The organism is Streptomyces sp. cmx-18-6, from assembly GCF_046548915.1.
Lineage (GTDB): Bacteria > Actinomycetota > Actinomycetes > Streptomycetales > Streptomycetaceae > Streptomyces.
The window spans coordinates 121824-143056 of the sequence record NZ_JAEBEP010000006.1; the positions used below are offsets into that span (position 1 = coordinate 121824).

Consider the following 21233-nt stretch of genomic DNA (forward strand, 5'->3'; position numbering starts at 1 on the left):
GGAGGGTCAGTCCTCGCCCTCCAGGTTGCCCTCCGTCTCCAGGTACACCTGGCGCAGCGCTTCCAGGACCGCCGGGTCCGGCTTGGCCCACATGCCGCGCGACTCGGCCTCCAGCAGGCGTTCCGCGATGCCGTGCAGGGCCCAGGGGTTGGCCTCCTGGAGGAACTGGCGGTTCTCCGGGTCGAGTACGTACGTCTCGGTGAGCTTGTCGTACATCCAGTCGGCGACGACGCCGGTCGTGGCGTCGTACCCGAAGAGGTAGTCCACCGTGGCCGCCAGCTCGAACGCGCCCTTGTAGCCGTGGCGGCGCATCGCCTCGATCCACTTGGGGTTGACGACCCGGGCGCGGAAGACGCGGGAGGTCTCCTCGACGAGTGTGCGGGTGCGGACGGTCTCGGGGCGGGTGGAGTCCCCGATGTACGCCTCCGGGGCCTTGCCCTTCAGCGCGCGCACGGTGGCGACCATGCCGCCGTGGTACTGGAAGTAGTCGTCCGAGTCCGCGATGTCGTGCTCGCGGGTGTCGGTGTTCTTCGCGGCGACCTCGATGCGCTTGTACGCGGTCTCCATCTCCTCGCGGGCCGGGCGGCCGTCCAGCTCGCGGCCGTAGGCGTAACCGCCCCAGACCGTGTACACCTCGGCGAGGTCGGCGTCGGTGCGCCAGTCGCGGGAGTCGATGAGCTGGAGGAGGCCCGCGCCGTACGTGCCGGGGCGGGAGCCGAAGATCCTTGTGGTGGCCCGGCGTTCGTCGCCGTGCTCCGCCAAGTCCGCCTGGGCGTGAGCCCGTACGTAGTTCTGCTCGGCCGGTTCGTCCAGCGAGGCGGCCAGGCGTACGGCGTCGTCGAGCAGCCCGATCGTGTGCGGGAACGCGTCCCGGAAGAAGCCCGAGATGCGGAGCGTCACGTCGATGCGGGGACGGCCCGACTCCTCGTACGGGATGGGCTCCAGGCCCGTCACGCGGCGCGAGGCGTCGTCCCAGACGGGGCGGATGCCGAGCAGTGCGAACGCCTCGGCGATGTCGTCGCCCGCCGTGCGCATCGCGCTGGTGCCCCAGAGGGAGAGGCCGACCGAGGTGGGCCAGTCGCCGTTGTCGGTGCGGTAGCGGGTCAGCAAGGAGTCCGCCAGGGCCTGGCCCGTCTCCCACGCCAGCTTGGAGGGGACCGCCTTGGGGTCGACCGAGTAGAAGTTGCGGCCGGTGGGGAGGACGTTGACCAGGCCCCGCAGCGGCGAGCCGGACGGGCCCGCCGGGACGAAGCCGCCGTTCAACGCGTGTACGGCGTGGGTGAGTTCGTCGGTCGTGGCCGCCAGGCGCGGGACCACCTCGGTGGCCGCGAACGTGAGGATGTCGGCCACCGCGTCCGGCAGTCCGGCGGCGACACCGGCGACGGCCGCCGGGTCCCAGTCGGCGTCGTCCATCGCCTGGACCAGGGCGCGGGCCTGCTCCTCGATCGCGTCGGCCGCGGTGCGGGTCGCGGCCGACTCGTCGAGCCCGAGCGCCTCGCGGAGCCCCGGCAGCGACGCCGTGCCGCCCCAGATCTGGCGGGCGCGCAGCACGGCGAGGACCAGGTTGACCCGGTCGTCGCCGGCCGGCGGGTTGCCCAGCACGTGCAGGCCGTCGCGGATCTGGACGTCCTTGATCTCGCAGAGCCAGCCGTCGAGATGCATGATGAAGTCGTCGAAGCCCTCGTCCTCCGGCCGGTCCTCAAGACCGAGGTCGTGGTCGAGCTTCGCGGCCTGGATCAGCGTCCAGATCTGCGCGCGGATCGCGGGCAGCTTCGCCGGGTCCATCGCGGCGATCTGTGCGTGCTCGTCGAGGAGTTGCTCCAGGCGCGCGATGTCGCCGTAGCTGTCGGCGCGGGCCATCGGCGGCACCAGGTGGTCGATCAGCGTGGCGTGGACGCGGCGCTTGGCCTGGGTGCCCTCGCCCGGGTCGTTGACCAGGAACGGGTAGACCAGGGGGAGATCGCCCAGGGCCGCGTCAGGTCCGCAGGCGGCGGAGAGGCCCGCGTTCTTGCCCGGCAGCCACTCCAGGTTGCCGTGCTTGCCCAGGTGGATCATCGCGTCCGCGCCGAAGCCGTTGTCGTCGGCGGAGGCGGCGATCCAGCGGTAGGCGGCCAAGTAGTGGTGGGACGGCGGGAGATCGGGGTCGTGGTAGATCGCGATCGGGTTCTCGCCGAAGCCGCGCGGCGGCTGGATGAGGATGAGCAGGTTCCCGCGCCGCAGGGCCGCGAGGACGATGTCGCCCTCCGGGTTGGCGGACCGGTCCACGAACATCTCGCCGGGGGCCGGGCCCCAGTGCCGCTCCACGGCGGTGCGCAGCTCCTCGGGGAGCGTGGCGAACCAGCGGCGGTAGTCGGCGGCCGGGATACGGACCGGGTTCTTCGCCAACTGCTCCTCGGTCAGCCACTCCTGGTCGTGGCCGCCCGCCTCGATCAGGGCGTAGATCAGCTCGTCGCCGTCGCCGGAGACCAGCCCCGGGATGTCCGCCTCGGGCCCGAAGTCGTAGCCCTCGGCGCGCAGTCGGCGCAGCAGGGCCACGGCGCTGGCGGGGGTGTCGAGGCCCACCGCGTTGCCGATCCGGGAGTGCTTGGTCGGGTAGGCGGAGAGCACGAGCGCGATGCGCTTCTCGGCGTTCGGGATGTTCCGCAGCTTCGCGTGGCGTACGGCGATCCCGGCGACCCGGGCCGCGCGCTCGGCGTCGGCGACGTACGCGGGGAGCCCGTCCTCGTCGATCTCCTTGAAGGAGAAGGGGACGGTGATCAGCCGGCCGTCGAACTCCGGCACCGCGATCTGGGTGGCCGCGTCCAGCGGGGAGACGCCCTCGTCGTTCTCCTCCCACGCGACGCGCGGGCTGGTGAGGCAGAGCGCCTGGAGGATCGGCACGTCGAGCCCGGTCAGCGCGCCCGCGTCCCACGACTCGTCGTCGCCGCCGGCCGACGCCTCGGCGGGCCGGGTGCCGCCCGCCGCGAGGACGGTGGTCACGATGGCGTCGGCGGCGCGGAGTTCCTCGATGAGCTCGGCCTCCGGGGTACGGAGAGACGCGACGTACAGCGGGAGCGGGCGGGCCCCGGCGTCCTCCACGGCGGTGCACAGGGCGTCGATGAACGCCGTGTTCCCGCTCATGTGGTGGGCGCGGTAGTAGAGGACGGCGACGGTCGGAGCGCCCTCGTCCACCGCACGGGCGGAACGTTCCAGCGGGCCCCACGCGGGGGCCGGGGCGGGCGGCTCGAAGCCGTGGCCGGTCAGCAGCACGGTGTCGGACAGGAACCGGGCCAGCTGCTCCAGGTTGGCGGGCCCCCCGTGCGCGAGGTAGGCGTGCGCCTCGGCGGCGATGCCGATCGGGACGGTGGAGGCGGCCATCAACTGGGCGTCCGGGGCCTGCTCACCGGTCAGGACGACGACGGGGCGACCGGTGGCCAGCACCGCGTCCAGCCCCTCCTGCCACGCGCGTACGCCGCCGAGGAGGCGTACGACGACGAGGTCGACGCCGTCCAGCAGCTCCGGGAGGCCGTCGAGGTCGACGCGGGAGGGGTTGGCGTACCGGTAGCTGACCGGCCCCTCGGACGCTCGGGCGCTCAGCAGGTCGGTGTCGGACGTCGACAGGAGCAGGATCATGCTGAGTCAGGTCCTTCCTCGGGGTGTCCACGCCCCGGGCGGTGTCGGAGGGGTCTCCCCAACGCCCGGCGTGAGGCCGTGCGGCGCACCCGGCGGGAGACCGGGCGCTCGGGGAAGGGAGTTCCTGACTCGCCCGGCCGGTGGTGGCGGCCGGGCTCACAGTGGCGGGACCGCGCCGGAATCACACCGGGCTTCCTCCCCTGTCGCCGTCTGGCGATGGCGGCCTGAACGGACCACCGCCTGCATCCTAAGCGGCCGGAGCCGGGCGGGGCAGGGGGCGGGGGTGCGGTGGTGATCACTGTTCGCGGGCGGTGGGGCGGACCGTCGTGATCCCCTGTCCCGCAGGTCACAGGCGCGAGCCCGCCGCCGGGAGAGGTGTGGTCGGTATGCTCGCCGCCATGCCCGATTCCGCCCCCTCGCCCCTGGTCCCGGGCGGCGTCTCCCCCCGCGCCGGGGGCGACGCCTGCCCGGGAACGCTGCGGCTGCACCGGGCCGACGACGGGGCGCTGGCCCGCGTGCGCGTCCCCGGGGGCGTGCTGAGCGCGGACCGGGCGGACGCGCTGCTGGCGGCGGCGAGCCGGTTCGGGGACGGTGAGCTGCATCTCACCTCGCGGGGCAACGTACAGCTGCGCGGCCTCGGTGCGGAGTGCGGCGGCGCGCTCGCCGGGGTGCTCGGCGACGCCGGTCTCCTGCCGTCCGCCGCGCACGAGCGGGCCCGCAACATCGTGGCGTCGCCGCGGGCCGGACTGGACGGATCGCCGGCGCTCGGGGCGTGGCTGAGCGAACTCGACCGGCTGGTGTGCGAAAGCGCCGCCGCCGCCGCGCTCTCCGGCCGCTTCCTCTTCGCCCTGGACTCCGGGCGCGGTGACGTGGACGCGCTGGGCGCGGACGTGACCCTGATCGCGGAGGGCCCGGGAGCCGCCCTGCTGCGGGTCGGGGCCGACGACGAGCTGTTCCGGGTGCCCGCGGCCGATGCCCCGCGCGCCGCGCTGCTGGCCGCCGAGGTGTTCCTCCGCGCGGCCCGGGACTCCGGCGCGTGGCGCGTGAAGGACCTGCCGGACGACGTCGTGAGGGACCTGCCCGGCGACGTACGGGCCGAGGTGGTCCGGGTCATCGGGTCGGCGGCCGGCCCGGTCGTGCGCCGCCCCCGCCCGCGTACGGCAGCCGTTCCGGCGCCCGGACCGCTCGGCCCCACCGCGATCAGCGTCGGCGTACCCCTGGGGCGGCTCGCCCCCGCCCAGTGGCGGCTGCTCACGGAGACCGCCAGGCGGTACGGCGGCGAGCTGCGGCTCACCCCGTGGCGCGGGATCGTCGTCCCCGGCCCCTTCCCACGGGACGAGGCGGCACAGGCGCTCCGCATGCTGGACGCGGCCGGGCTGATCACCGGGCCCGACTCCCCGTGGACCGGCGTGGGGGCCTGCATCGGCCGCCCGGGCTGCGGGAAGTCGCTGTCCGACGTACGGGCCGAAGCGGGGGCCGCTGTCGGACCGCCCGGGCGGCTACCTGTGTACTGGTCCGGGTGCGAGCGCCGCTGCGGCCACCCCCACGGGGAGTGGATCGACGTGGTGGCCACGCCCGAAGGGCACCGGATCTCCCACGTACGGGGGGAGCGGCGGGACGCCCCGGCGACGGTGACGGCGGCGTCCGTACGCGAGGACTCGGCGTCCGTACGCGACGAACCGGCGGCACTCGCGGCGGCGGTGGCCGCGGCCCGCGCCTGAACACTCATCCTTGATGAGCTCACGGCAGACGAGCTCACGGCAGACGAGCTCACAGCAGAAGAACTCACGGCAGAAGAAAGCGACAGCACTGTGCACCAGTACGAGAAGGACGGACCGGCGATCTACCGCCAGTCCTTCGCCACCATCCGCGCGGAGGCGGATCTGGCCGGGCTGCCCGCCGACGTCAGCCAGGTCGCCGTCCGCATGATCCACGCCTGCGGCATGGTCGACCTCGTGACGGACCTCGCCTTCTCGCCGAACGTCGTGGCCGACGCCCGCGCGGCCCTGCGCTCCGGCGCACCGATCCTCTGCGATGTGGCGATGGTCGCCAGCGGGGTCACCCGCAAGCGGCTGCCCGCCGACAACGACGTGCTGTGCACGCTGTCCGACCCCGCTGTTCCGGAGCTCGCCGCGAAGATGGGGACCACGCGCAGCGCGGCGGCCCTGGAGCTGTGGCGGGACCGTATGGAGGGGGCCGTGGTCGCGGTGGGGAACGCGCCGACCGCCCTGTTCCGGCTGCTGGAGATGATCGAGGAGGGGGCCCCGCGCCCCGCCGCCGTCATCGGCGTCCCGGTCGGGTTCATCGGCGCGGCCGAGTCCAAGGAGGCCCTGGCCGGGCACGCGTCGGGCCTGGAGCACCTGATCGTGCGCGGCCGGCGCGGCGGCAGCGCGATAGCGGCGGCGGCGCTCAACGCCATCGCCAGCGAGGAAGAGCAGTGACCGGGTTCAGCAGCAGTGGTGGCGAAGGCAGGCTCTACGGCGTCGGGCTCGGCCCCGGCGACCCGAACCTGATGACGCTGCGGGCCGTCCAGGCCATCGGCGAGGCCGACGTCGTCGCCTACCACAGCGCCCGCCACGGCCGCTCGATCGCCCGGTCCATCGCGGCGGCGCACCTGCGGCCCGACCACATCGAAGAGGCCCTGGTCTACCCCGTCACGACGGAGACCACGGACCACCCGGGCGGCTACCGGGGGGCGCTGGAGGAGTTCTACGAGAAGGCCGCCGCCCGCCTCGCCGCGCACCTGGACGCGGGCCGGACCGTCGCGGTCCTCGCCGAGGGCGACCCGATGTTCTACGGCTCGTACATGCACATGCACAAGCGCCTGGCGGACCGGTACGCCACCGAGGTCGTCCCGGGCGTGACGTCCGTCAGCGCGGCGGCGGCCCGCCTCGGCACCCCGCTCGTCGAGGGCGAGGAGATCCTCACGATCCTGCCCGGCACGCTGCCCGAGGAGGAGCTCACGGCCCGCCTCGCGGCGACGGACACGGCGGTGGTGATGAAGCTGGGGCGTACGTTCCCGACGGTGCGCGGCGCGTTCGAGGCGTCGGGCCGGCTGGCTGAAGCGCGGTACGTGGAGCGGGCGACGATGGCCGGGGAGCGCACCGGCGACCTCGCGGACATCGATCCGGCGTCGGTCCCGTACTTCGCGGTGGCGGTGCTGCCGAGCCGCGTCGACGCGCCGCGCCCTCCGGTCTCCTCCGGTGGTGAGGTCGTGGTCGTCGGCACCGGTCCGGCGGGACCGCTGTGGCTGACGCCCGAGACGCGCGGGGCGCTGGCGGCGGCCGACGACGTGGTCGGCTACACCACCTATCTGGACCGGGTCCCGGTCCGCCCCGGCCAGGCCCGGCACGGCTCCGACAACAAGGTGGAGTCCGAACGCGCCGAGTTCGCCCTCGACCTGGCCCGGCGCGGCCACCGCGTCGCGGTGGTCTCCGGCGGCGACCCGGGGGTCTTCGCGATGGCGACGGCGGTGCTGGAGGCGGCCGCGCAGGAGGAGTACGCGGACCTTCCCGTACGGGTGCTGCCCGGGGTCACCGCGGCCAACGCGGCGGCGGCGCGCGCCGGCGCACCGCTGGGCCACGACTACGCCACGATCTCCCTCTCGGACCGCCTCAAGCCGTGGGAGGTCATCGCGGAGCGCCTGCGCGCGGCGGCCTCGGCGGACCTGGTGCTCGCTCTGTACAACCCGGGCTCCCAGTCCCGTACATGGCAAGTCGGCAAGGCCCGTGACCTGCTCCTGGAGCACCGCTCCCCGGACACCCCGGTGGTGCTGGCGCGCGATGTGGGCGGTCCGGCGGAAAGCGTGCGCACGGTGCGGCTGGCCGATCTGGAGCCGGGCGAGGTGGACATGCGGACGCTGCTCATCGTGGGCTCGTCGCAGACGCGGTGGGTGCGGCGGGGGGAGGGCGGTCAGTCCGTCGTGTGGACGCCCCGCCGCTATCCGGAGGCGGCCGCTCCGTCCGCGTAGAGCTCGTGTACCCACCGCACGGCCTCCTCGGGCGTACGGGCCACCGGCACCCCTTCTGGCACCGGTGGCCGCCGGACCACCACGACGGGGATCCCCGCCTCGCGGGCGGCGGTGAGCTTGGGGGCGGTGGCGGCCCCGCCGCTGTCCTTGGTGACGAGGACGTCGATGCGATGGCGGCGGATGAGTTCCCGCTCCCCCGCGAGGTCGAAGGGCCCCCGGTCGAGCAGGACCTCCATCCGGGCCGGGCAGGGCGGCTCCGGCGCGTCGACGGACCGTACGAGGAACCACAGCGCGTCGAGGTCGGCTCCCGCGAAGGCGGCGAGCCCCATCCGCCCGGTGGTGAGGAAGACCCGCTCCCCGAGTGCGGGCAGCAGCCCGGCGGCCTCGGCGAGCGAACCGGCGGAGTGCCAGCGGTCGCCGTCCTGGGCGGCCCAGCCGGGGCGGCGGAGCGCCAGGAGGGGAACACGGGCCAGCGCGGCGGCCTCGGCCGCGTTCCGGCTCATGGTCGCGGCGAAGGGGTGGGTGGCGTCGACGAGGGCGTCGACGCGGTGCGCGCGCAGCCAGTCCGCGAGCCCCTCGCCGCCTCCGAAACCGCCGACGCGTACGTCACCGGGCGGGAGGCGCGGCGCGGCGACGCGGCCCGCGAGCGAGGTGGTGACGCGAACGCGCCGGTCACCGGCAAGGCTCTCGGCCAGCCGGCGCGCCTCGGTGGTACCCCCCAGAACAAGGACATGCGTCACAAGAACATGCGCCATCGTCGGAACGGACTCCTTTCATGAACGCTTCCCCCGAGCGCCTCTCATGAGCGCTGAGGCACAGGGCGGTCGCAGCGCCCAACTCAAACACACCGGTCTGCGCCCCGGCTGGACGACCGGAGCCTGTGCGACGGCGGCGACCACGGCCGCGTACACCGCGCTGCTGACCGGCGACTTCCCGGACCCGGTGCGCATCACGCTGCCGCGGGGCCAGACACCGGCGTTCGCGCTGGCGGTGGAGGAGCTGGCGGCCGGGCGGGCGAGCGCCGGGGTGGTGAAGGACGCGGGGGACGACCCGGACGTGACGCACGGGGTGCTGGTGAGGGCGACCGTACGGAGGCTGCCGCCGGGGTCCGGGGTGGTGTTCCGGGCGGGCCCGGGCGTGGGCACGGTGACGCTGCCCGGCCTGCCCCTGGACGTGGGCCAGCCCGCCGTGAACCCGGTGCCGCGCCGGCTGATGCGCGAGCACGTGGAGCGGGTGGCGGCGGAGCACGGGGAGGCGGGGGACGTGGAGGTGACGGTGTCGGTGGACCACGGCGAGGAGATCGCCCGCTCGACGTGGAACGGCCGGCTGGGGATCCTGGGCGGCCTGTCGATCCTGGGCACGACGGGGGTGGTGGTCCCGTACTCCTGCTCGGCGTGGATCGACTCGATCCGGCGGGGCGTGGACGTGGCGCGGGCGGCGGGCCTGACGCATGTCGCGGGGTGCACGGGGTCGACGTCGGAGAGGACGGTGGCGGCGGAGTACGGGCTGCCGGACATCGCGCTGCTGGACATGGGGGACTTCGCGGGCGCGGTGCTGAAGTACGTACGCCGCCACCCGGTCGCCCGTCTGACGATCTGCGGCGGCTTCGCCAAGCTCTCCAAGCTGGCGGCCGGCCACCTGGACCTGCACTCGGCCCGCTCCCAGGTCGACAAGCCCTTCCTGGCCGGCCTGGCCCGGCGGGGCGGCGCGGACGAGGAGCTGGCCTCGCGGATCGCCACCGCCAACACGGGCCTGGAGGCGTTGCGGCTCTGCGAGGCGGCGGGGGTGCCGCTGGGCGACCTGGTGGCCGCCCGCGCCCGCGACGAGGCGCTGTCCGTCCTGCGGGGCGCGCCGGTGGCGGTCGACGTGATCTGCGTCGACCGGGCGGGGGCGGTGGTGGGGCGGGCCTAGCGCCGGTCGCCGGAGGGGAAGGCGGGTGGGCGGGAGGCGAGGCGCGCCAGGGCCGCTTCTTACGGGAGGAGTTGGGCATACGCCGGCTCAGGCGCGAGCTTCCGGACGTCAGAGGCGCGGAAGCGTGGAGGACTGGGGGAACGCGTGAGAGCGGTCGCATTCAAGGAGATCGGCGGACCGGAGGTCCTGCTCCTGGTGGAGCTGCCCACTCCGGAGCGGCCCGGGCGGATCGCGGTGTACGGCGAGGCGGCCCGCCACCCCGGCCTGCTCCTGGTGGAGCTGCCCACTCCGGAGCCCGGCCGGAACACGGGGAAGGCCGTGCTGAGGGTCGGGGCTGATCTCGAAAACGTACGCACGGTCTCGCTCGGTCGACGCATCCGAGGGCCCGGATCCCAACTGCCTTGGCGGGAGCGGCCGTAGCGTCCGGCCGCGATCGCCACGACCGGACGGGGGCGCTCGGGGCAGCGGCGGCACGGGCGGCGAACCGCGGGAAAGCGGGGCGACGGCCGACGCCCGGCTGGCACTCTGGTGCATATGACCACGCCACTGACCGCACGCCAACGACTCGCCGAGCTCCACCGCTATGCGGCCGTAACCGGCGAGGACTTCACCGACCAGAACCTCGCGTCCACGCGGACAGCTCAACTGCGCTTCTCCCGCTGCACGTTCAAGGGCGCGGATCTGCGCCACGCCACCCTGGACGGCGGCTCGTTCAAGTTCTGCGACCTCAGCGGCGCGGATCTGCGGGGGGCCTCCCTGCGCGGGGCCGTCCTGGCCGGCTGCGATCTGCGGGACGCGGACCTGCGGGACGCCGACCTGACGGACGCGATACTCAGCAGCGTCAACACCGGCATACCCTCGCTCGGCCCGACCGACGTCACCGGCGCCCGTTTCGAGGGAGCCTCCCTGCGCAACGTCCAGGCGGAGGACGTCACGGGCTGGCCCCCGGGGCCCGACGGGAACAGGTAGCCGCCGGCCCCTGACGAGAACGGCGGCCGCCACCACCGCCCCCGGTCACGCGATCCGGTCACCGCGAACGGTCTGCCAGGCCATCTCGCGCAGCACCCGCGTCCGGGAGGAGCCGGGCAGCGCGGACTCCAGCTCTTCCCAGGCCCGTCGCAGCAGACTCTCCGCCTCCCGCTCGCACGCCGTCGCCGCGCCGCAGTCGATCAGAGCACCCCGCACCTCGGCCAACTCCCGCTCGTCGGCGACCGGTTCGCGGACCAGACGCCACACCTCCTGGAGGCGTCGTGACGGCAGCAGGGCGACGGCGTGGGCGAGCGGCATGGTCGCCTTTCACGCCTCTCGGCCGAACAAGGTTCACGCTTCGTCGCGGTGGGTGAGGCGGCCTCCGGTGAGCCGCCAGTAGTGCCGGTGGTCAGTCAGCTGCCAGGTCTCGTCGGCGGCGACCGCCCGCGTGACCCATTCATGGAGCTGCGGGAGGGCCTGGGCCCGTAGGACAGCGCGGACTGCGGCCCGTTCGGTGGCGTCGACCGGGTGGACGCCGATGGTGATGCCGACCGAGTCCGGATGGACGCCGCTGCCGTGGTTACGGGAGTGGGGAGCGACCCACGCCGCTCCCAGGACGATGGTCCCGCTGTCGGGCCCGGTGAGGAACTCCAGATCCCTGACGCGGGCCATGTGAGGGCCGAGACACTCGTTGACGTCGGTGGTGGTCAGAGGCCAGGCACGGTGCCGGGGCAGTCGTCTGTTTCGCGCGGTCATGGCCAGCAGAATGACAGAAGGCCCACATCGGCCAACGGCCCCACTGCTTACGTGTGCCTGCTCCTGCTCCTGCACCTGTGCCTGTGCCTGTGCCTGCTCCTGTCCCTGCACCCGTGCCTGTGCCTGTGCCTGTGCGTCTACGTGACCGTCCGGACCGGGGCGCGTCCGAGCCCCTCGACGGTTTTCGGCCGACCGATAAAGTAATCGCCGGATAAAGAGATCACCCTGTGCGCCGACGCACCGACGCACGTCTCGGGAGGAAGTCGAAGCCATGGGAACTCGTCGCACGTCATTGCCCGGAGTGGGCGCTCAGTACGACTTCACCACCGAGACGGGGCAGCACATCTCCGTCGTCGTCCACCACGACGGACGCCGGTTCATCGGGTTCTACGAACAGGACGACCCCGATTCGTGCCGGTTGTCGGTGCCCCTGACGACGACCGAGGCCACCGCGCTGGCCCACCTCATCGACCCCGCGCCGATCGACGCCGTACGGACCGAGGGCATCGACCTCGTCACCGAGCACATTCCGCTCGGGTCCCGTTCTCCTTACGGGGGGCGGCTGTTGGGGGAGACCCGGGCGCGGACGCGGACCGGGGCCTCGATCGTGGCCGTCCTGCGGACGCACAGCGCGCACCCGTCGCCGGAACCGAACTTTCGACTCGCCATCGGGGACACGCTCGTCGCCGTGGGTACGCGTGAGGGCGTCGACGCGCTCTCCGAGATCATTGCGGAGGGCTGACCGTGCATGACACGACTGCATTGCTGGTGGAGCTGGGCGCCGTCATCCTCGGGCTGGGGCTCATCGGCCGGATCGCCGGGCGGATAGGGCTCTCGCCCATTCCCCTCTACCTCCTCGCGGGGCTCGCTTTCGGCCACGGCGGGCTGATCCCCCTCGACGCGAGCGAGGAGTTCACCATGGTCGGCGCCGAGATCGGCGTCATCCTGCTGCTGCTTCTGCTGGGTCTTGAATACAGCGCGTCCGAGCTGGTCACCAGCCTCAAGACCCAATACCCCTCCGGGGCGGTCGACTTCGTCCTCAACGCGACGCCCGGAGCCGTCGCCGCCCTGATCCTCGGCTGGGGCCCGGTCGGGGCCGTCGCGCTCGCCGGAGTCACCTGGATCTCGTCGTCGGGCGTGATCGCGAAGGTGATGACCGACCTCGGCCGGCTCGGCAACCGCGAGACCCCCGTCATCCTCGGCGTCCTCGTCATGGAGGACCTGGCGATGGCGGTCTACCTGCCGCTGCTCACCGCCATGCTCGCCGGCGTCAGCCTCGCGGGCGGCAGCCTCGCCCTGCTCATCGCGCTGGGCACGGTCGGCTTCGTCCTCTATCTGGCGCTGCGCCACGGCCGCCTCATCAGCCGCGCGGTCTCCTCCGACAACCCGGAGATGCTGCTCCTGGTCGTCCTCGGCCTCACCGTGCTCGTCGCCGGCGTCGCCCAGCAGCTCCAGGTGTCCGCGGCGGTCGGGGCGTTCCTCGTCGGCATCGCGCTGTCCGGTGAGGTCGCCGAGGGCGCGCGCAAGCTGCTCACCCCGCTGCGCGACCTGTTCGCCGCCGTGTTCTTCGTCTTCTTCGGGCTCTCCACCAACCCGGCCGACATCCCGCCGGTGCTGCTGCCCGCCGCCCTGCTGGCCGTCGTCACGGTCCTCACCAAGATCGCCACTGGTTGGTACGCGGCCCGCCGCGCCGGAGTCGGCTCGCGCGGGCGCTGGCGGGCGGGCGGCACGCTCGTGGCGCGCGGCGAGTTCTCCATCGTCATCGCCGGTCTGGCGGTGGCCACCGAGCCGCGCATCGGGCCGCTGGCGACCGCGTACGTCCTGATCCTCGTCATCGTCGGCCCGCTCACCGCCCGGTGGACGCAGCCCGTCGCCGAGAAGATCCAGGCCCTGCGCGACGGGGGCGCCCCCTCCCACAAGGGGAGCGCGGCCCAGGAAGTGCCGAAGGCCGCCCCGGAGCGCCGCCTCGCCGCCCACGACGACCTCACCCCGGAACCCGCGGGCGAGGCGCGCGGCGACTGACGCGACGCACCCCCGCTTTCCCCCTCCGGCCGGTCGCGGCTCCCGCTCCCGCTCAGGCTCCTCGGCTTACTTCCCGTAAGGGCATATCCGGCAGTACGCTCCCCGGCATGGACGCAGCAGCCGTGATCGGCACCGAGAACGCCCTGCCGATGGCCGAAGAAGCCCGCCCCGCCGCCGGTCCCCACCCCTCGATGAGCGACGCGTTCACCGCCGACTGCCCGGCCCGCACCGTGCTGAACCACGTGAGCAGCCGGTGGGGCGTGCTGATCCTGGCCGCGTTGCAGGACGGCCCGATGCGCTTCTACGTGCTCCGGGACAGGATCGGCGGCATCAGCGAGAAGATGCTGTCGCAGAACCTGCGCGTCTTCGTGCGGGACGGTCTGATCGCCCGGGAGGTCGAGCCCACCGTGCCGCCCCAGGTGACCTACTCGCTCACTCCCCTGGGGCGCGAGCTCTCCGTCACCCTGAGCGGCCTGGTGGACTGGGTCACCCACCGGATCGACGACATCCTCGCCGCGCGCGAGCAGCACGACGACCGAGGCTGAGACAGAATCCCGCTGAGACCTGGATCTCACTGACGCCCGGCGTCCCGCCCCCCACCTGCGGGCTCACCCCCACCACCCCGGGCTTACCTCCAGGTATGCCCTTACTTATCGAAAGCCCACAACCTACGGTGAGCCCAACCGGACCGCACAGGCCCGGAAAAGGGACGTTGGGGATGGTGGGGATCGTGGTGTCCACGCAGGTGACCGCCCGGGCCGGGGCGCGCGAATGGATCGGGCTGGCGGCGCTGGCGCTGCCCGCGATGCTCGTGATCATGGACATGAGCGTGTTGCATCTGGCACTGCCGACGCTCAGCCGGGACCTCGCGCCCTCGGGGTCCCAACTGCTGTGGATCACCGACGTCTACGGCTTCGTCATCGCCGGTTCGATGATCACGATGGGCACCCTGGGCGACCGCATCGGCCGACGCCGCATGCTCCTGATCGGCGCCGCCGCGTTCGCCGTCGCCTCGGTGCTCGCCGCCTACGCGCCGACCGCCGAGACGCTCATCGCGGCCCGCGCCCTCCTGGGCCTGGCCGGCGCGGTCCTGGGGCCGTCCACGCTGTCCCTGATCAGCGCCATGTTCCAGGACGCCGGACAGCGGGCCTTCGCCATCACGGTGTGGATGACCAGCTTCATGGTCGGCGGGGCGGTCGGCCCGCTGGTCGGCGGCGTACTGCTGGAGTTCTTCTGGTGGGGGTCGGTCTTCCTCGTGGCCGTGCCCGTCATGGCCTTCCTGCTGGTGGCCGGGCCGTTGGTGCTGCCGGAGGTCCGCAACCCCGACGCCGGGCGGCTGGACGTGATGAGCGCGGCCCTGTCGTTGGCCGGAATCCTGCTGGTCGTCCTCGGGTTGAAGGAGTTCGCGAAGGAGGGGTTCGACTGGCTCGCGCTCCTCGCCCTCGCGGCCGGCCTGGTGACCGGGTACCTCTTCGTCGCCCGGCAACGCCGGCTCACCAACCCGCTGCTCGACCTGGGGCTCTTCGCGAACCGCGGCTTCAGCGTCTCGCTCGGCACCCTCACGCTGACCGTGGTGTTCATGCTGGGCAGCCAGTTCCTCGTCTCCCAGTACATCCAGATGGTGGTGGGCCTGGACCCGCTGGAGTCGGCGGTGTGGAGTCTGCCGATGGTCCTCGGCGGCACGCTCGCCATGTTCATCGCCCAGGGGGTCGCCGGACAGGTCGGCAAGGCCGCCGTCTTCGGGGCCGGGCTCACGGTCGCCGCCATCGGCTTCGCGGTGCTGTCCCGGCTCGACGGAACGTCAGGAATCGGCCATGTCGTGACGGGGTCGACGCTGTTGTTCATCGGACTGATGCCGGTGTCGTCCCTGGGCATCGGGATGATCGTCGACGCCGCTCCGCCCGAGCAGGCCGGTTCGGCCGCCGCAGTCGGGGAGACCACCCAGGAACTCGGCGGCGCACTCGGCATCGCCCTCCTCGGCAGCTTCCTCAACGTCGCCTATCACCGGCGGATGGCGGAGGCGGTGCCCGAAGGCATACCGGCCTCCGACCGCGCGACCGTCACCGACACCCTCCCCGGCGCACTCGAAACGGCCGCGGGCCTGCCCGGGGACGTCGGCGCCGCCCTGGCCGGCACAGCCCGGGAAGCCTTCGCGGAAGGACTCGCGCTGGTCGCCCTCGGAGCCGTACCCGTGCTGCTCGCCCTGGCGGTCACCGCCACCGTGCTGCTGCGGAAGGTCGACGGGAAATAGCGCGGCCGCCCCCAACTCCCCCTGGCCGAAGCAACGGAGGCCCCCACGCCCGGCCCCGCGAACCCGGGGCGGGGGCCCACCGTCCCTGCTAGCTTCTACACGTCTGTAGAGTTTTCTTTTGTTCCGGCATTGCACCGCAACGTATGGAGATGTCATGGCCCTGTGGGATCGGATCAAGGAATCCGCTTCGTCTATGCAGACGCAGCTGGAAGCGAAGAAGAACGACCTGAAGTCCGGGGCGTTCCGGGACGCGAGCATGGCCATGTGCGCTCTGGTCGCCGCCGCGGACGGCTCCATCGACGCGTCCGAGCGCCAGCGCGTCGCCGCGCTCATCGCGAGCAACGACGTCCTGAAGAACTTCCCCGCGGACGACCTCCAGCGGCGGTTCAACGACTACCTCAACAAGCTCACCGCCGACTTCGACTTCGGCAAGGTCAGCGTGCTCCAGGAGATCGCCAAGGCGAAGAAGAAGCCCGCCGAGGCGCGTGCCGTCATCCAGATCGGCATCATCATCGGCGGCGCGGACGGCGACTTCGACAAGACGGAGCAGGCCGTCGTGCGCGAGGCGTGTTTCGCCCTGGACCTGCCGCCGCACGAGTTCGACCTCTGAGGGTACGCACGGGTAGAGGTACTACGGGCCGGCCGGGGGCGCTTCACAGCTCCTTGGCCGGCCAGTCGAGCAACCGCGCCCCGATCACCGCCGTCTGCAGGCTGTAGCGGTGCATCGGGTCCGCCGGGTCGGAGCCGGTGAGCTGGTGGATGCGCTCCAGCCGGTACGTCAGCGCCCGTACGCTCAGCGCCAGGCGGCGGGCTGTCTCCGCCGCCACACAGCCCGCGTCGAAGTAGACCGCGAGCGTCTTCAGCAGCGGCTCCGCACCGCCCCTGGCCTTCTGGAGCGGGCCCAGCTCACTGCGCACCAGATCCGCCATCGCCTGCCGGTCCCGGGTCAGCACCGGGTAGACCAGGAGATCCGAGGCGTAGAGCACGGGGTCCTCCATCCCCATCCGGTCCGCCAGATCGAGGGCTTCGAGCGCTTCGTCGTACGAGTGGACCACCCCGCCAGGACCCTTGTGCGGGCGGCCGATCGCGACCTGGCCGCCGTCCGTCGCCGCGTGCGACTGCTTGGCGAAATAGCGCAGCACGTCGGGCTGGCTGCCGGGCGCGATGCAGACGATCCGCCCGTCCTTCGTCGTCAGCAGGATCTTGCGCCCGCTGAACCGGGCCAGCAGCGCCGCCTCCACACTGCGCGGCACCGCGTCCGTCTCCGTGTACGCCTCCGGGCCCGACGCCACCGCCACCGCGTGCGCCCGGGAAAGCCGCAGGCCGAAGCGGGTGGCCCGCTCCGCGAGACGGACCAAGTCGCTCCGCCCGTACAGCAGATCGTCGATGAACTCCCGGCGCGCCGCCTCCTCCCGGCGTACGGTGAGGCGCTGCGCCCGCTCGAACCCCTCGGCGAACGCGTCGACCGCCTGCTCCACCGCGGCCAGCACCGCATCCGTCACGGCAGGGCTGTTTCCGGCAGCCGCGCGTGGCCAGGACTCTCGCGTCTGCGCCAGGTGCATCGTTACGAGTGCACGCAGCTGATGCCCCGCGTCTGCCGCCTCCCGGCCCAGCGCCCGGCGTATTTCCAGCTCATCGCGCGTCAGCCGACGCCCGGTGGTGGCGACTTCGCCCAGAATGTGGGCATAGTCGCCCAGCATTTCCTCAGGAATCTCCGGCTCGGCCACGCACACTCCTTCAACCTTGCAACAGTCCTGTCATTTCACTAACGCACACCGGGCGATGCCGGTGCCCGGCATCAGGAAAGCGTAAAGATTGCCGGAATCCGGCAGTGCGGCGGGTGGGGGTCGGATGACAGGATCAGGTCAGCAACACAACGGGGGAACGCACGGGGGACACGGGGGAAAGAACAGGGGCCTTCCCGAAGAATCCACGGGGGATCCACGGGGGATTCGGGATTCGACGGAGGGTGCCTGAGGGGAACGACCCGGCTGCTGCGGCGCTGTTCGCAGTGCCGCAGCGCCGGGCCCCGACACCCCCGCTCCCCGTGCGCAGACGAACGACGCGCTCCGCCACGGGGCCGGAGCGCAGAACCGCGGAGGGGGTGGGACCGATGGACGAGTTCCTGGGCGCGGCACTCGGATTTCCCGCCGTCATCTTCGGCGCGGCCCTCGTGGTCGTCATCTGCTTCTGGCTGCTGGTGCTGGCCGGCGCGGCCGATCAGCACTCCTTCGACTCGGACCTCGACTCCGGCACGGCCGGTCTCGGCGGGGTGCCGGTCACGGTCTCCGTGTCGCTGCTCGTCGTCGTCGCCTGGTTCGGCAGCCTGGCCGGTACGGTCCTGCTGCACCGGACCCCGGCCACCGGCACCGCCCGCGCGCTGCTCGCCGTCGCCGTACTCGCCGGATCGCTGTTCCTCGCCTGGGGAACCGTCCGCCTTCTCGCACACCTCTTCCGCCGGTACTTCCCGGCGGAACCTCCGCCGTCGCGCAAGGACTTCATCGGGCGCGTGTGCACCATCCGCACCGGCTCGGTCAGCGCCGCCTTCGGCCAGGCCGAGGTGGCCGCGGCCGATGGTTCGACGGCCATCGTCCAGGTCCGCCAGGCCCCCCGGGTCGCCCGGCTCGCCGAGCTGCACGCCGAGGAGCGCCTCGTCTCCGGCAGCACGGGACTCCTCTACGCGTACGACGAAGAGGGCGAGTTCTTCTGGGTGTCGCCGTACGACGCGGCCCTGGACCCGGGCCCGAAGGCCAGACCGGGCGGCCTGCCGGAGCCCACGAACGGCTGACGCCGGCGGGACGTGTGTCCAGCGGGGCGCGTGCCCGGTGGGCGTGCGGCCGGTGGGCGTGCGCAGGTGCGGGCGGGATGACCGCTGTTGGCTCCGCCGGCCCTGCGGCTCAGGCTCTGGCTCTGGCTCTGGCTGCAGCCGTGAGTGCTCCCGTGGCCGTCGCTGTACCGGGGCTCATCGGTCTCACCCAGCGTTTCCCGTGCGTCCTTCCGCCGTCCGCCCTTTCGACCTGCTCCTTCTTTGTTCTTCGCCTGTCCTCACTTCCGTACCCTCCAGCCGCCAAGGACTCTTATGGATGCCATCTCCATGGGCATCGGCGTGATCATCGCCGTTGTCCTGCTCATCGTCATCGCCATCGCCTTCGTCGTCACCCGGCTGTTCCGCAAGGTCGAGCAGGGCAAGGCGCTGATCATCTCCAAGACCAAGAAGGTCGACGTGACCTTCACCGGGGCCGTCGTCCTGCCCGTGCTCCACAAGGCCGAGACGATGGACATCTCGGTGAAGACGATCGAGATCCACCGCGCCGGGCGCGAGGGGCTGATCTGCCAGGACAACATCCGCGCCGACATCCAGATCACGTTCTTCGTCCGGGTCAACAAGACCGTCGAGGACGTCATCAAGGTCGCCCAGGCCATCGGTACGGGACGGGCCAGCGACAAGGTCGCCATCCAGGAGTTCTTCGCCGCGAAGTTCTCCGAGGCCCTCAAGACGGTCGGCAAGCAGCTCGACTTCGTCGACCTCTACACCAAGCGCGAGGAGTTCCGGGACCGGATCATCCAGGTCATCGGGACCGACCTGAACGGCTACCACCTCGACGACGCCGCGATCGACTTCCTCGAGCAGACCCCGATGTCGCAGCTCGACGGCGCCAACATCCTCGACGCCCAGGGCATCCGGAAGATCACCGAACTGACGGCGATCGAGCACGTGCGCACCAACGAGTTCCAGCGCACCGAGCAGAAGGAGATCACCCGCCAGGACGTCGACGCCCGGGAGACCATCCTGGAGCTGGAGCGCCGGCAGGCCGAGGCGGAGATCAAGCAGCGCCGCGAGGTCGAGACCCTGCGCGCCCGCGAGGAGGCGGCCACCGCCCGGGTGCAGGAGGAGGAGCGGCTCGGTTCGCAGAGCGCGTTCATCAAGACCGAGGAGCAGCTCGGCATCCAGCGCGAGAACCAGGCGCGGGAGATCGCCGTCGCGCAGAAGAACCGCGAGCGCGTCATCGCCGTCGAGAGCGAGCGCATCGAGAAGGACCGGATGCTGGAGGTCATCGGGCGCGAGCGCGAGACCGAGCTCAACCGGATCGCCGCCACCAAGGAGGTCGAGGCCGAGCGCCGCGAGGTCGCCGACGTCATCCGGGAGCGGATCGCGGTGGACCGTACGGTCGCCGAGCAGGAGGAGTCGATCCTGACCCTGCGCGCCGTCGAGGACGCCGAGCGGGCCCGTAAGTCGATCATCATCGCCGCCGAGGCGGAGGCCCAGGAGAAGCTGGTCAAGGACATCAAGGCGGCCGAGGCGGCGGAGGCGGCCTCCACGCACCTGGCCGCCGAGCAGCTCACGCTCGCCGAGGCACGGCTCAAGACGGCCGACCTCGACGCGCAGGCCAAGCTGCGGCTCGCGGAGGGTGTGCAGGCCGAGACGGCCGCGCCCGGACTCGCCGCCGTCCAGGTCCGCGACGCGGAGGCCGACGTCACCGAAAAGGCCGGTCTCGCGGAGGCCGAGGCCACGTCGGCGCGGCTCAAGGCCGAGGCGGAGGGCGCGCGGCTCAAGGCCCTCGCCGTGGCGGAGGGCACGCAGGCCCAGGCGTCGGCGGACGCGGCGGTCATCGGCGAGAAGCTCAAGGCGGAGGCCGCGGGGCTCACGGAGAAGGCGGCCGCGATGGCGGCGCTGGACGAGGCGTCGCGCGGTCACGAGGAGTACCGTCTGCGGCTCGAGGCGGAGAAGGAGATCCGGCTGGCCGGGTTCGACGTGCAGCGGCAGGTCGCGGAGGCTCAGGCCACCGTGCTGGCGACGGGGCTGGAGAACGCGGACATCGACATCGTCGGCGGCGACTCGGTCTTCTTCGACCGGCTGGTCTCGTCCATCTCGCTCGGCAAGGCCGTCGACGGCTTCGTCGACAACTCGCAGACCACGCAGGCGCTGGCCGGTCCGTGGCTGGACGGGTCGTCGTCGTTCACAGACGACCTCAGCCGGGTGCTGGGGTCGGTCTCCACGGGCGATGTGCAGAATCTGACGGTGTCGGCGCTGCTGATGCGGCTGATGGGGTCGGCGGGGGCGGCCTCCGGGCAGGTGGAGCAGTTGCTGGCGGCGGCGAAGGATCTGGGCCTGGCGGACCTGCCGGTGGCTCCGCCCGGCGGTACGAAGGTGGCTCCCGCGCCGGCGGTGGCGTCCCGCAACGGCGCAGGCACGCCAAGCTGACACCCACCACCTCCGGCCCACGCGGCGCCTCCGGCCCACCCGGCACTCAAGGACGAGCCCCTCCGGCCACCCCCAGCCCACCCGGCGCTCAAAGACGGAACCCTCGGCCACCCCAGCCCACCCGGCGCATCAGGACGGAACCCTCGGCCACCCCCAGCCCGTCCGGCGCTTGAGGACGGAACCCTTGACCCGGGGGCCGGCCACGCTCGGCGGAGTACCCCACCACCCCCAGCCCGTCCGGCGCTTGAGGACGGAACCCTTGGCCCAGGGGGCCCGGACAGGTTCGGTGTGCCCCACGGGGGTGGGCGCACCGGGCCCGCCCCACACGCACGGGGCGGGCCCCCGGGCCCGAGGGTTCCGTCCTCAAACGCCGGACAGGCTGGATTCAGGGCCCGCCCCACACGCAAAGGGCGGGGCCACCCAGCCCGAAGGTTCCGTCCTCAAACGCCGGACGGGCTAGGTGGATGCCGGACGGACTGGGTGGGTGCAGGACAGGCTGGCTGGCTGGGCGCAGGACAGGCTAGGTGGGTGCCGGACAG

At 72.6% G+C, this 21233-nt stretch carries 18 protein-coding genes and 1 riboswitch; of the genes, 13 read left to right on the forward strand and 5 right to left on the reverse strand.

Annotation, left to right across the window (positions count from 1 at the left end):
• Positions 1-6: 6 nt before the first annotated feature.
• Positions 7-3612, reverse strand: coding sequence for a cobaltochelatase subunit CobN (gene cobN / locus ACLJPL_RS16030; RefSeq protein WP_411081506.1), 3606 nt, complete (start codon positions 3610-3612; stop codon positions 7-9).
• A gap of 118 nt (positions 3613-3730) precedes the next feature.
• Positions 3731-3810: riboswitch (cobalamin riboswitch) on the reverse strand.
• Between the two features lie 188 nt (positions 3811-3998).
• Between cobN and ACLJPL_RS16035 the strand changes: the two genes are divergently transcribed.
• From ACLJPL_RS16035 to ACLJPL_RS16045, 3 genes are all read left to right on the forward strand, one after another.
• Positions 3999-5333, forward strand: a complete 1335-nt coding sequence (locus tag ACLJPL_RS16035; protein WP_411081507.1) for a cobalamin biosynthesis protein CobG — start codon at positions 3999-4001, stop codon at positions 5331-5333.
• A 90-nt stretch (positions 5334-5423) separates the two neighbouring features.
• Positions 5424-6053 (forward strand): precorrin-8X methylmutase, encoded by a 630-nt coding sequence (locus ACLJPL_RS16040; RefSeq protein WP_411081508.1) that lies wholly within the window; start codon positions 5424-5426, stop codon positions 6051-6053.
• Positions 6050-7582, forward strand: a complete 1533-nt coding sequence (locus ACLJPL_RS16045; protein ID WP_411081509.1) for a precorrin-2 C(20)-methyltransferase — start codon at positions 6050-6052, stop codon at positions 7580-7582. Before ACLJPL_RS16040 ends, ACLJPL_RS16045 begins: the two co-directional genes overlap by 4 nt.
• Here the strand turns inward: ACLJPL_RS16045 and ACLJPL_RS16050 are convergent.
• Positions 7552-8337 (reverse strand): cobalt-precorrin-6A reductase, encoded by a 786-nt coding sequence (locus ACLJPL_RS16050; RefSeq protein WP_411081510.1) that lies wholly within the window; start codon positions 8335-8337, stop codon positions 7552-7554. The two genes, ACLJPL_RS16045 and ACLJPL_RS16050, sit on opposite strands and share 31 nt — an antisense overlap.
• A gap of 46 nt (positions 8338-8383) precedes the next feature.
• On the opposite strand from ACLJPL_RS16050, the gene ACLJPL_RS16055 reads away from it, so the two are divergent.
• The 3 genes from ACLJPL_RS16055 to ACLJPL_RS16065 all read left to right on the forward strand — a co-directional run bounded on the left by ACLJPL_RS16055 (position 8384) and on the right by ACLJPL_RS16065 (position 10462).
• Positions 8384-9493, forward strand: a complete 1110-nt coding sequence (locus ACLJPL_RS16055; protein WP_411081511.1) for a cobalt-precorrin-5B (C(1))-methyltransferase — start codon at positions 8384-8386, stop codon at positions 9491-9493.
• 144 nt (positions 9494-9637) lie between these two features.
• Positions 9638-9913 (forward strand): hypothetical protein, encoded by a 276-nt coding sequence (locus tag ACLJPL_RS16060; protein WP_411081512.1) that lies wholly within the window; start codon positions 9638-9640, stop codon positions 9911-9913.
• Between the two features lie 114 nt (positions 9914-10027).
• Positions 10028-10462, forward strand: a complete 435-nt coding sequence (locus ACLJPL_RS16065; protein ID WP_411081513.1) for a pentapeptide repeat-containing protein — start codon at positions 10028-10030, stop codon at positions 10460-10462.
• 45 nt (positions 10463-10507) lie between these two features.
• Here ACLJPL_RS16065 and ACLJPL_RS16070 read toward each other — a convergent pair whose 3' ends face one another.
• Together ACLJPL_RS16070 and ACLJPL_RS16075 are read right to left on the reverse strand one after the other, a co-directional pair.
• Positions 10508-10780 (reverse strand): hypothetical protein, encoded by a 273-nt coding sequence (locus ACLJPL_RS16070; RefSeq protein ID WP_411081514.1) that lies wholly within the window; start codon positions 10778-10780, stop codon positions 10508-10510.
• 33 nt (positions 10781-10813) lie between these two features.
• Positions 10814-11218, reverse strand: coding sequence for a hypothetical protein (locus ACLJPL_RS16075; protein WP_411081515.1), 405 nt, complete (start codon positions 11216-11218; stop codon positions 10814-10816).
• Positions 11219-11489: 271 nt separating this feature from the next.
• On the opposite strand from ACLJPL_RS16075, the gene ACLJPL_RS16080 reads away from it, so the two are divergent.
• The 5 genes from ACLJPL_RS16080 to ACLJPL_RS16100 all read left to right on the forward strand — a co-directional run bounded on the left by ACLJPL_RS16080 (position 11490) and on the right by ACLJPL_RS16100 (position 16101).
• Complete coding sequence (locus tag ACLJPL_RS16080; RefSeq protein ID WP_411081516.1) at positions 11490-11960, forward strand: cation:proton antiporter regulatory subunit; 471 nt, start codon at positions 11490-11492, stop codon at positions 11958-11960.
• A 2-nt stretch (positions 11961-11962) separates the two neighbouring features.
• A complete protein-coding gene (locus ACLJPL_RS16085; protein WP_411081517.1) occupies positions 11963-13240 on the forward strand; it encodes a cation:proton antiporter in 1278 nt (425 codons plus the stop codon).
• Positions 13241-13347: 107 nt separating this feature from the next.
• Positions 13348-13785, forward strand: a complete 438-nt coding sequence (locus ACLJPL_RS16090; RefSeq protein ID WP_411081518.1) for a winged helix-turn-helix transcriptional regulator — start codon at positions 13348-13350, stop codon at positions 13783-13785.
• 185 nt (positions 13786-13970) lie between these two features.
• A complete protein-coding gene (locus ACLJPL_RS16095; protein ID WP_411081519.1) occupies positions 13971-15491 on the forward strand; it encodes an MFS transporter in 1521 nt (506 codons plus the stop codon).
• A 154-nt stretch (positions 15492-15645) separates the two neighbouring features.
• On the forward strand, positions 15646-16101 hold the full coding sequence (locus ACLJPL_RS16100; RefSeq protein WP_073875010.1) for a tellurite resistance TerB family protein: 456 nt from the start codon (positions 15646-15648) through the stop codon (positions 16099-16101).
• Between the two features lie 43 nt (positions 16102-16144).
• Here the strand turns inward: ACLJPL_RS16100 and ACLJPL_RS16105 are convergent, their stop codons facing one another.
• Positions 16145-17218: a PucR family transcriptional regulator gene (locus tag ACLJPL_RS16105; RefSeq protein ID WP_411081520.1), complete on the reverse strand. Its 1074-nt coding sequence runs from the start codon at positions 17216-17218 to the stop codon at positions 16145-16147.
• A gap of 386 nt (positions 17219-17604) precedes the next feature.
• Between ACLJPL_RS16105 and ACLJPL_RS16110 the strand changes: the two genes are divergently transcribed.
• Positions 17605-18279, forward strand: coding sequence for a hypothetical protein (locus ACLJPL_RS16110; RefSeq protein ID WP_411081521.1), 675 nt, complete (start codon positions 17605-17607; stop codon positions 18277-18279).
• 291 nt (positions 18280-18570) lie between these two features.
• The gene (locus ACLJPL_RS16115; protein WP_411081522.1) at positions 18571-20694 is read left to right on the forward strand and encodes a flotillin family protein; all 2124 of its coding nucleotides are present in this window, start codon (positions 18571-18573) and stop codon (positions 20692-20694) included.
• Positions 20695-21233 lie beyond the last annotated feature (539 nt).